Raw genomic sequence first — 11702 nt, 5'->3', positions numbered from 1 at the left:
CTTAAATTCCATTTATGACACGCTGGATAATTTTTGCAATCGTTTATATTTTGCTTACGCTTTATGGTTTTCAAGCTATAAAAACGATAACAAAACACTCTTGGATACACTATTTTTATATAGGTGTGGCCATAATTGTTGCGGGTAATTTTATCTATCAATTTACTGGAGCATCAGAAGGACGTGTGTTGAGTCCGATTAAAAGTTATGCTTTTGGTTTTCTACTGTCGTTTATGGCACTTAATTTGGTTTTGGTTCCCATACTATTTTTAGAAGATATCATTCGAGGTGTGTTTGGTGTTTATGATAGGTTTATAGCAAAACGCGAGGTATTTTATATACCAGAAAGACGAAAATTTGTAAGTCAGATTGCTTTGGGCTTAGCCGCCATTCCGTTTACATCTTTGTTATACGGTATGTATAAAGGAAAATACAATTTTAGAGTATTAAAATATACGCTTCATTTTGAAGATCTGCCACAAGCTTTCGACGGTTACCGAATCACACAAATCAGTGATATACATTCAGGAAGTTTTGATAATAAAGCGAAAATTGAATATGCTGTTGATTTGGTGAACGAGCAACAATCCGATGTACTATTGTTTACAGGTGATATGGTAAATAATAAGGCTACGGAAATGCTACCTTGGAAGAAAACTTTTGAAAGGTTAAAAGCCAAAGACGGAAAATTTTCCGTGCTCGGTAATCACGATTATGGCGATTATGTAGATTGGCCTTCAAAAGAAGAAAAAGCTCAAAATCTTGAAGATTTAAAATTGATTCAAAAAGAAATTGGTTTCGATTTGTTGTTGAATGAAAGTCGCTATCTAGAAAAAAATGGAGAGCGCATCGCTTTGGTAGGTGTTGAAAACTGGGGAAAAGGTGGTTTCAAAAAATCAGGTGACTTAAAGAAAGCGGCAGAAAATATTGATCCTAAGGATTTTAAAATATTAATGAGCCACGACCCAAGCCATTGGGATGAGGTGGTGATACAAGATGACTATCATTACCATTTGACATTAAGCGGTCATACACACGGTATGCAATTCGGCATAGAAATTCCGGGTTGGATCAAATGGAGTCCGGTAAAATGGCGTTATAAACATTGGGCAGGTATTTATGAGGAATTGGGACAAACTATTAACGTTAACAGAGGATTTGGCTATTTAGGTTATCCTGGACGTGTGGGTATTTGGCCAGAAATTACGGTCATAGAACTCAAAAGAGGTAAAAAAGAAGCATAATTACTTACAATTGCTTATTTTTATAATGGTAGTTACAAACCAGATAGGTTTTTAATAAAAAAATTTACATGGATTTGTAAAACACGTTTGATTAAAAATACAACGTATGTCAAAATTTGGGGAATTAATAGATGTCGATATTCCTGTACTATTAGACTTCTACACGGAATCGAATGATCAATCCATAGCTATGCATCCCGTACTTAGAGATGTTGCAGCCGCCCTAGGCGATAAAGCAAAAGTTATAAAAATAGATGTAGATAAAAATAAGGATTTGGCCGAAGCACTTCGAGTGAAGGGTCTGCCAACACTAATTATCTACAAAAATGGTGAAATGAAATGGAGACATAGTGGTGAGCAGGATGCTGATACGCTTATTGACATTATTCAAGAGTATGTCTAATTCCTGCGGTAGCAGGAATCCTATAAATTGTTTTTAAAATGATGAGCATTTAAACTTTTGAACTCAAATCCTCTTTCATTATAATATTCTAAAACTTTCGGTAAAGTATATTTTAAACTTCGTGATGCTTTTAAACTATCATGAAACACAACGATACTACCCTCCTTGGCAGCTGAGGTTACGTTTTCCAGACAAGATTTTTCACTAACTGTTTTATCCCAATCGTAGGAAAGTACATCCCATAATATGATGCGATATCCCAACTCCATTATTTTTTTACTCTGGTTGCTTTTAAATTTGCCATAGGGAGGACGAAAAAGGTTTGTGATTGAAGAATTACGATTAATGAATAGGGAATTCATCAAATCTTGCGATTTAACAACATCTTCAACATAATTTTTGGTCTTATGTTTCCAACCTTTTAAATGGTTGTAGGTATGATTACCAACCGTATGTCCTTCATCTATGATTTTTTGAAAAATAGCGGGATGCTTTTCGATATTATTACCAATACAGAAAAAAGTGGCTTTAGCATTATAACTTTTTAAATTGTCTAAAACCCATTCAGTAATTTCAGGTGTTGGACCATCGTCAAAGGTCAGATATAGTTCTTTTTTATCTGTGTTGATGTTCCATACAAAGTTAGGGAAGAGTGTCTTTACAAACCCAGGTGTCTTTGCCGGAATAATTTGCATCTATGTCTATTGTTCAGGTGAAATGTTAGCACTATCATTAATAAAATCGTTGATATCCAAATCATCTGGTACTATCGTTTCCTCTGGTTCTGGCTGACCCAATAATCGATCGAACAAACTTAAATAGTCATTGAATTTTTTGGTTTCTTCTAAGGCAAATTCCTTGTCGTCATAAATCACTAATACATCAACTAGAGCACGATAGCGTTGAATGTCTAGATAAATTTCCTCAATATATTCATTCTGATTTTTCAAAGACATACTGCTGAAGTAAACCAGGTTTTCTTGATATTTCTTGGACACATCCTTAAAAAGTTGGCGACCTTTTTCAACTTTACCTATTTCATAATATGCACTGATGTATGGCTCTAATAATGTGTAATATCCAAACTTATCCACAGGCATTTTTTCCATTGCTAGGTCAGCGATTTCTTCAGCTTTATCTAATTGGTCGTTGTTAATAAGTTGCTCAATTAATCGTGCTAAATTACCTCTGTAAGTAATGCCATTGCGTCTAGTTTCAATATCGTGATAGATATCTTCATCAGTTCCGCCCCAATCCCATTCAATTACTTTTTCGTACATCAAATCTGCATCAACACGTCCCATATCGTAAGGGTTAGCTCTATCTACAGGTGTTTTTATAGGTACTAATTTATAGCACATACCGTCTAACTGTAAATAGTCTTTGAGCCAAATATAATCCTCATTTCCAAATGCTCCACCTGTGAAGTAAATTGGACGTTCCCAATTATTATTAGCAAGGATATCTAGCATTAATAAGCGGTTTTTATATATGTAATTGCTAGTAATTGTAGCATAAATGTTATCCTCAATTTTATCCGCATCCTCTGGTTTAACAATACCATTTTGTAACACTTTTTCTTTATTAACTGGAATGCTTATGTTTTTTGTAGGAAAGTAATTAGAATTTAACAGTCCACTTGGATAACCTCTTGGATCCTCTCCACTTTTTTCAACTACAAATTTAAATTTGGTGTTAGGCTTATCGCTCGTGATAAAATCCATAAACGACCCGATATCTAAGGTGTCATTGGCGATTTTCTCATTTATTTCACGATAAATAATAAAATCTCTTGTGCCATCTCTGTATTGCTCATGTGTAAGTTGAGATGGAATAGGGTCGCTCTCATAAGCTTTACGCTTCATTTGGTCAATATACCAAGCTGTTTGAAATAAGCTAGTGTTCACCACGCGGACATCGGTTCTTACACCTTCAATTTCTTGTAAATACCACAAAGGAAAAGAGTCGTTGTCTCCAATAGTAAACAATATGGCATTAGGTGCACAAGACTCTAAATATTTACGGGCCATGGCATTTGCCGTGTATTTTCCTGAACGATCGTGGTCGTCCCAATTGTTTGCTGCCAAAACACCAGGCACAATTATTATGCAGGCCAGTGTAATGGCTGGTGCTAATAATTTTGATTTTATATTAGATTTGAGAAGGTCGTAAATGGCATACACTCCAAAACCAATAAATATTGAGAATACATAAAATGAACCCACTACGGAATAGTCACGCTCACGAGGTTCAAAAGGCCTGACATTGGTGTAAAACTGAATAGCTAAACCCGTTAGTAAAAAGAAAACCACTAGTACCCAAAAGCGTTTTTTATCGGCTTTTAGTAAAAAGAAAAATCCAACAAGCCCCAATAGTAATGGCAGAAAATAATAAGTATTGCGAGCTTTGTTTTCCTTTGCGTCTGTTGGAAGGTTATCTTGGGTTACTCCTATGTGTAATTCATCTATAAAATTAATTCCTGAAATCCAATTGCCATTAAAATCGTCATACTTACCTTGGATGTCATTTTGTCTTCCGGCGAAATTCCACATAAAATAACGCCAATACATATACCCAAATTGATACTGAAACATATAGGCCAAATTGTCTATAAATGAAGGTTTTTCTACCTCAAAATATTGCTGTCCATAACGTCTCAAAAATTGGTCGTAGTCTTCGTAATCAATTTCGCCATTGGCAACACGCATTCTAAAATCAGAGATTATTTTATCGAATCTCCTTTTTTCTTGAACAGAATATTGACTGGCCTGCTCTTCAGTGAGTCCAGCGTTAAGGGCCTCTCTATAGGCATTGTTTTGAAAATTTGGATCTAGTTTAAAATCTATAAGACCAGTAAACATCATATAATTTTCGGCATGCTCAGTACTCCACATTCTAGGCAACAGGGAAGCATGCTCGTGGTTGTAATTTTGCTTACTGTTTTCCCAATCGTTTAGAATAACGTATTTCCCTAATTCTTCGTCTCTTTCGTAGTTTTTCTTATCGTCAACATAGGGATTGTCCTCGTCTTGACCCGAATAGACTTCGGTAAACTGTGGGCCGTAAAACAAATGGGTTTCTGGATATTGTTCTAAGTTGTAATAAGCCAAAAGTTCACGTGCATCAGAAGGATCATTTTCATTAATAATCACATGTGCGTTAGCTCTTATTGGCAACATCATCCATGATGAAAAACCAATAAAAATAAACATTAAACTAAGGACTAAAGTGTTGATATGTTTATAGTTCTTCTTACGTGTATAATTAAGGCCAAAATAAAACAAAGCAATTACTAACAAGCCTGCTATGATTGTTCCGGAATTAAACGGCAACCCGATGGAATTTACAAAAAACACTTCTAAATAACCAAATAGTTTTAAGGTAGATGGCAATAAAAGTTTAAATATGAAAAGTAGAATAGCAGCTGAAGCTATGTTGGCAATTATAAAGTTCTTAACCGTGATTTCTTTGTAGTTCTTAAAATAATAAATGAGACCAATTGCAGGAATTGTTAGCAGTCCCATAAAGTGAACACCAAAAGATAAACCAATAACAAAAGCAATTAAAATAAGCCATCGATTGCCTCGTGGCTTATGCATATCTTGTTCCCAACGCAACGCGAGATAGAACATAATCGCCATAATTAATGTTGCCATGGCATAAACTTCGGTTTCGACCGCATTAAACCAAAATGAGTCTGTAAATGTAAATGCTAAACAGCCAACCAACGCACTTCCTAGAATAGCGTACGCTTTATTTACATTTGAATCTTTTTTGTACTTCACCATTTTAATAAGTAGTAAGGTGATGGTCCAAAACATAAACAGAATGGTAAATGCACTGGCTACGGCACTCATCATGTTCATCATCATGCCAATATATTCCTTGTTGCCAAAAGTAAAGATTGAAAAGAAAGCACCTAACATCTGAAAAAGTGGAGCTCCAGGTGGGTGGCCAACTTGTAATTTTGAAGATGTTAGAATATATTCCCCAGCATCCCAGTAACTTACAGTTGGTTCAACTGTTAGCGCATATGTGATTAGTGCTATCACAAAAACAAACCATCCCAAGATGGTATTCCACTTCTTAAAGTTAAAATCTGCCATGAAAACCTTGTATAATAATGCTGGCGAATTTACTAATTATTACGATAACGCCTAAGTTTTTAAGTTAACGTTAAGTAATTTCAATTATTTTGCTATTTTTTTTTGTCGAAATAAAAGTTTGTTCTAAATTTGCACTCTCAATTTTTAGAGATTGGCCTATGGTGTAACTGGTAACACGTTGGTTTTTGGTACCAAAGAGTCTAGGTTCGAGACCTAGTGGGCCAACAAAAAAAATCCCTTTCATTAACTTGATTGGGATTTTTAATTTTAATATTTTGATGGTTGTGTCAATACGATCATGTTGAGCGAAGTCAACGTGATGCCTAATGCGCCAATAGAATTTGTAATCCTTGTTTTTTAAGAATGAGGATTTTTTTATGCATAGGATATAAGTTTAAATTTTAAAGGTAATAACTGGGCGGGACGCATGGTTCACAAGGTCTTCACTGATACTACTGTTAAAAAAGTGGGCAATTCCTTGTCGTCCATGTGTGCTTATACCAATTAAATCTGCATCAATTTCCGAAGAAAAATTAAGGATACCTTGCTCCACACTTAGATCGTTGTGGATGGTAATGGTATAATTTTTAAAATCCTGTCCTGAAATAAAATCGTTAATCCTCGCCATTGCATCGTAACTTGTGAGAAAGTTATTGGCAGTGTTCACCATAAGTAAGTGAATTTTTGAACCAAACATTTTAGCAAATTTCACCGCTTGCAAATAGGTTTCTTTATTATCATTTTGAAAATCCGAGGCAAATACAAATTTTGAAATATCAAAAGTCTTATGCTCATTTTTAATAACTAGAACTGGTACATCTGATGTCCGTACGACCTTTTCAGCATTAGAACCAATAAACATTTCCTTTAATCCAGAAGCACCGTGTGAGCCCATCACAATTAAATCAATATCAAATTCCTTGCAAGTTTCTTTGATCTCATTAAAAGTGATATCTGCTTTTACGGTTTCGTGAACTGTAATGCCTTCGAGAAAATCACTAGACATTAAATCCTCAAATCTTTTGTGTGCCAATTTCATAAAAAATAAAGCTTCGGGCACGTCGCTATGCGCATTTATCGGGTCTATCTGCTGCATTGGTATTTCCATCATGTGCAACAAATAGATTTCTGCATTATGCTTTTTAGCGAGCATTGCGGCAACTTTTAAGGCGTTGTCTGCTTGTTCTGAGAAATCAGTCGGGACTAAAATTTTATGCATGTTTATAGATTTTGAGATTGCCTATTAAAGTTAATAAAATAATTCCACTTTAGTAAGCTTGGGAGAATAAATTAAAATGTTGTATATTTGCACCGTTGTTTACGAAAATTAAATAGACGAGGGGACTAAAAGTCCCCTCTTTTTATACTAAAAAATGTTAAGGAATACAGTAGAGGATTTATTGCAGAAAGCACTGGATGAAAGACCAGATTTGTTTCTTATAGATTTTAGCTTTTCACCAGATAATGCTATCAAAATTATAATCGACGGAGATAAAGGAGTTTTGGTAGAAGATTGCATTTTTATAAGCAGAGCCATTGAGCATAATATCGATCGGGATGAGCATGATTTTTCTCTCGAAGTTTTGTCCTCAGGTGCCACTACACCATTGGTTTTGCCAAGGCAGTATAACAAGCACATTGGTAGAGATATGGAGGTAAAAACCAATGATGGAGAAAATTTAGAAGGAAAGCTTGGCGAGGTAACAGAAGATGGTGTTGTTTTAAAGTGGAAAACTAGAGAGCCAAAACCAGTAGGTAAGGGAAAAGTAACAGTAAATAAGGAAGTCGCAGTGGCTTTTAACAATATTAAAGAAGCAAAAGTTAAAATTAAATTTTAATTCATATCAATTATGGAAAATGTAGCGTTAATTGAGTCATTTTCGGAATTTAAAGACGATAAGTTAATAGATAGAGTCACCCTAATGGCGATTCTCGAAGATGTGTTGCGTAGTGCATTAAAGAAAAAATACGGTGATGATGATAACTTTGATATTATCATCAATCCAGATAAAGGTGATTTGGAGATTTGGAGAAACAGAATCGTTGTTGCAGACGGTGAGGTGGAAGAACCGAACCAAGAGATAGCGTTATCTGAAGCACAAAAAATTGAACCAGATTTTGAGGTAGGAGAAGACGTTGCAGAAGAAGTAAAATTGATAGATTTAGGAAGGCGTTCAATTTTAGCATTGAGACAAAACCTAATTTCTAAAATTCATGAACACGACAATACAAACATATACAAGCACTTTAAGGAATTAGAAGGCGAAATTTATACGGCCGAAGTTCATCATATTCGTCATAGAGCAATCATTCTTTTGGACGATGATGGTAATGAAATCATCCTCCCGAAGGACAGGCAAATTCCTTCAGATTTTTTCCGTAAAGGTGAAAATGTAAGAGGTATTATTGAAAGTGTAGAATTAAAAGGAAGTAAGCCGGCAATCATCATGTCCAGAACATCACCTTTATTCTTGGAAAAATTATTTGAACAGGAAATTCCCGAGGTTTTTGATGGGTTAATTACTGTTAAGAAGGTAGTGCGTATACCGGGAGAAAAAGCAAAAGTAGCAGTAGATTCTTACGATGATAGAATTGACCCTGTTGGAGCTTGTGTTGGTATGAAGGGATCGCGTATCCACGGAATAGTTCGTGAGTTAGGTAATGAAAATATTGATGTGATTAATTACACCAATAATATTCAACTATTTGTAACTAGAGCATTAAGTCCAGCACGTGTCACTTCGTTAAAATTAGATGAAGAGAATATGCGTGCAGAGGTACTGCTAAAACCAGAAGAAGTTTCAAAAGCCATTGGTAGAGGAGGTCACAATATTCGTTTGGCTGGTCAACTAACAGGTTATGAAATTGATGTCTTTAGAGAAGGTGCAGAGGAAGATGTAGAATTAAAGGAATTCTCAGATGAGATTGAAGGTTGGGTAATTGAAGAATTTAGCAAAGCTGGTCTTGACACTGCAAAAAGTATCTTGGAGCAGGATGTTGTAGATTTGGTGAAACGTACTGATTTAGAAGAAGAAACAATTTTAGATGTTATAAGAATTCTTAGAGAAGAATTTGAAGAATAATAATACCTAAATCAAATTTTCAATATGATTTTCAGTCATCATTTTGAAGTTGAATAGGTATCACATATATTTAAGTTATATTACAGGCAATTTATGGCTCAAACAAGAATAAATAAAGTATTAAGGGAATTAAATATTTCTCTCGATCGTGCAGTAGATTTTTTAGAATCCAAAGGCATAGAGATAGAGAAAAGTCCCAATACAAAAATTTCGCAAGACGTTTACGATACGCTATCTGATGAATTTCAGACAGATGCATCTAAGCGTGAAAAAGCGCAAGAAGTCAGCGAGGCGAAACTCAAGGAAAAAGAAGAACTTCGTGAGCAGCGTGAACGTGAAATTGAAGAGAAGCAAAAAAGAGACGCTAAAAGAGAAGCAGTTGTTAAGGCTAAAGCTGAATTAAGTGGACCTAAACAGGTTGGTAAAATTGAGCTTGATAAAGAAAAGCCAAAAGCTGAAGAAAAAGAAGTCACCAAGCCAGTAGTAGAAGACAAAAAAGAAGCTAAGACTGAACCTAAAGCTGAAACGCCCGTAAAAAAGAAGCCAGAAACCAAAATTGAAGAAGAAACAAAAAAGGTTGAAAGCAGAAAAGAAAAATTAGCTAAGGAAGATGACGATGGAGGGCCAGCAGAAGCAACTTTAAAAACTCAGTACAAAAAACTTTCTGGTCCAAAACCAGTTGGTGAAAAAATCGATCTTTCAAAATTTAAGAAACCTAAGAAAAAGAAAGACGAAAAAACTGACACAGATAATAAGAACAAGCGTAAAAGACGTCGTATTAGTAAAGGTGGTGCCGACGCAGGAAAATCTGGATCAGGTAACGATAATAGACGTGGTGGCGGAAATAGAGGACGAGGTCCTGCTCGAGGTCGTACAGTAAAAGAAGAACCAAGCGAGGAAGATGTTCAAAAGCAAATCCGCGAAACTTTAGAAAAGCTTCAAGGTAAATCTAATAAAGGTAAAGGCGCGAAGTATCGTAGAGAAAAGCGAGACCAACATCGTCAGCAAACAGAAATTGATCAAGAGATTGCAGCGGCAGAAAGTAAAACGCTTAAGGTTACAGAATTTGTAACAGTTAGTGAGGTGGCTACCTTAATGGATGTTGGTGTAACTCAAGTTATATCGGCATGTATGTCTTTGGGTATGATGGTAACTATGAATCAGCGTCTCGATGCAGAAACCTTAGCTATTGTTGCAGAAGAATTTGGATATGACGTGGAATTTATTAAAGCAGATATCGAAGAGTCATTCGAAGAAGCTGATGACGATCCAAAAGATTTAGAACCACGTGCTCCAATTGTAACAGTGATGGGTCACGTAGACCATGGTAAAACTTCATTACTGGATTATATTCGTGAAGAAAACGTTATTGCTGGTGAATCAGGAGGTATTACTCAGCACATTGGTGCTTATGGAGTGGAATTAGAGAACGGTCAAAAAATTGCATTCTTAGATACACCTGGTCACGAGGCCTTTACGGCAATGCGTGCACGTGGTGCGCAAGTTACGGATATTGCTATTATTGTTGTGGCCGCAGATGATGCTATAATGCCACAAACTAAGGAGGCCATATCGCATGCTCAAGCAGCAGGAGTACCTATTGTATTCGCTATTAATAAAATAGATAAGCCAGATGCCAACCCAGAAAAGGTAAAAGAGGGGCTGGCAGGCATGAACCTTTTAGTAGAAGATTGGGGAGGTAAAATTCAATCCCATGATATTTCTGCAAAAGTTGGAACTGGCATTAAAGAATTATTAGAAAAAGTATTGCTAGAAGCAGAATTATTAGAACTGAAAGCAAATCCAAATAAAGCAGCAAGCGGAACGGTTGTCGAGGCTTATTTAGATAAAGGTAGAGGTTACGTTTCTACTATTTTAGTTCAAGCAGGTACATTAAAAGTAGGTGATTACGTTTTGGCCGGGAAAAATAGCGGTAAGGTAAAAGCCATGCAAGATGAGCGAGGAAACGATGTAAAATCAGCTGGTCCAGCTACACCAGTATCTATTCTTGGTTTGGATGGTGCACCTCAAGCTGGTGATAAGTTCAATGTATTTGAAGACGAACGTGAAGCTAAACAAATTGCGACTAAACGTACACAATTACAACGTGAGCAATCGGTTAGAACGCAAAGACATATTACACTTGATGAGATTGGAAGACGTATCGCCTTAGGTGACTTCCAAGAATTGAATATTATTCTTAAAGGTGATGTGGATGGTTCTGTGGAGGCATTAACAGATTCTTTCCAGAAATTATCTACGGAAGAAATTCAAGTAAACATCATTCATAAAGGTGTTGGTGCAATTACTGAAAGCGACGTGTTATTAGCGACAGCTTCAGATGCAATTATCGTAGGATTTAATGTAAGACCAGTTGGTAATGCAAGAATGATTGCTGATAAAGAGGAAATTGATATCAGAACTTATTCAATTATCTATGCAGCTATCAACGATCTTAAAGACGCGATGGAAGGCATGTTATCTCCAGAAGTTAAGGAAGAGGTAACGGGTACAGCCGAAATCAGGGAAATATTTAAAGTTTCAAAAATCGGTAATATTGCAGGATGTATGGTAATGAGTGGTAAAATCTTTAGGAATTCGGGAATACGAATTATTAGAGACGGTGTAGTGGTGCATACAGGAGAACTTGCTGCATTAAAGCGCTTTAAAGACGATGTGAAAGAGGTTTCTAAAGGCTACGATTGTGGTATGCAAATTAAAGGTTACAATGATATCGCAATAGGTGATGTGATTGAAGCATTCCAAGAAGTTGAGGTAAAGAAAAAATTAAAATAGAAATGTTTTAAAATTATAATAGACCTGCTAGATGTTCACTGAATTCTAGCAGGTTTTTTTTGTGTTTTGA

Annotated in this window: 8 protein-coding genes and 1 tRNA gene; 6 read left to right on the top strand and 3 right to left on the bottom strand. The window is 35.8% G+C overall.

Translation table 11 applies throughout. From position 1 onward, the window contains the following. The first annotated feature begins 14 nt into the window (after positions 1-14). Both HM983_RS05020 and HM983_RS05015 read left to right on the top strand, forming a co-directional pair. Entirely contained in the window at positions 15-1244 is a 1230-nt protein-coding gene (locus HM983_RS05020; protein ID WP_179344304.1) for a metallophosphoesterase, read from the top strand. Between the two features lie 106 nt (positions 1245-1350). Next, entirely contained in the window at positions 1351-1647 is a 297-nt protein-coding gene (locus HM983_RS05015) for a thioredoxin family protein (RefSeq protein ID WP_179344303.1), read from the top strand. 20 nt (positions 1648-1667) lie between these two features. On the opposite strand, the gene HM983_RS05010 is transcribed toward HM983_RS05015, so the two are convergent. Further along, complete coding sequence (locus HM983_RS05010) at positions 1668-2342, bottom strand: polysaccharide deacetylase family protein (RefSeq protein WP_179344302.1); 675 nt, start codon at positions 2340-2342, stop codon at positions 1668-1670. Between the two features lie 6 nt (positions 2343-2348). Continuing rightward, the gene (locus HM983_RS05005; protein WP_179344301.1) at positions 2349-5753 is read right to left on the bottom strand and encodes a glycosyltransferase family 117 protein; all 3405 of its coding nucleotides are present in this window, start codon (positions 5751-5753) and stop codon (positions 2349-2351) included. Positions 5754-5905: 152 nt separating this feature from the next. Between HM983_RS05005 and HM983_RS05000 the strand changes: the two genes are divergently transcribed. Further along, positions 5906-5978 (top strand) — tRNA-Gln (locus HM983_RS05000). 169 nt (positions 5979-6147) lie between these two features. Here HM983_RS05000 and HM983_RS04995 read toward each other — a convergent pair. After that, the gene (locus HM983_RS04995; protein ID WP_179344300.1) at positions 6148-6972 is read right to left on the bottom strand and encodes a universal stress protein; all 825 of its coding nucleotides are present in this window, start codon (positions 6970-6972) and stop codon (positions 6148-6150) included. A gap of 154 nt (positions 6973-7126) precedes the next feature. Here HM983_RS04995 and rimP point away from each other — a divergent pair, with 154 nt between their 5' ends. The 3 genes from rimP to infB all read left to right on the top strand — a co-directional run bounded on the left by rimP (position 7127) and on the right by infB (position 11632). Continuing rightward, positions 7127-7591, top strand: a complete 465-nt coding sequence (gene rimP, locus HM983_RS04990; RefSeq protein WP_179344299.1) for a ribosome assembly cofactor RimP — start codon at positions 7127-7129, stop codon at positions 7589-7591. 12 nt (positions 7592-7603) lie between these two features. After that, on the top strand, positions 7604-8836 hold the full coding sequence (gene nusA, locus HM983_RS04985; RefSeq protein ID WP_179344298.1) for a transcription termination factor NusA: 1233 nt from the start codon (positions 7604-7606) through the stop codon (positions 8834-8836). Positions 8837-8929: 93 nt separating this feature from the next. Beyond that, positions 8930-11632 (top strand): translation initiation factor IF-2, encoded by a 2703-nt coding sequence (infB, locus tag HM983_RS04980; protein WP_179344297.1) that lies wholly within the window; start codon positions 8930-8932, stop codon positions 11630-11632. The last annotated feature ends 70 nt before the right edge of the window (positions 11633-11702 follow it).

Origin of the sequence: Winogradskyella ursingii, assembly GCF_013403975.1 — a bacterium.
Classification (GTDB): domain Bacteria; phylum Bacteroidota; class Bacteroidia; order Flavobacteriales; family Flavobacteriaceae; genus Winogradskyella; species Winogradskyella ursingii.
The sequence above is the reverse complement of the archived record's forward strand: the minus strand, read 5'-3'. Positions and strand labels throughout refer to the sequence as shown.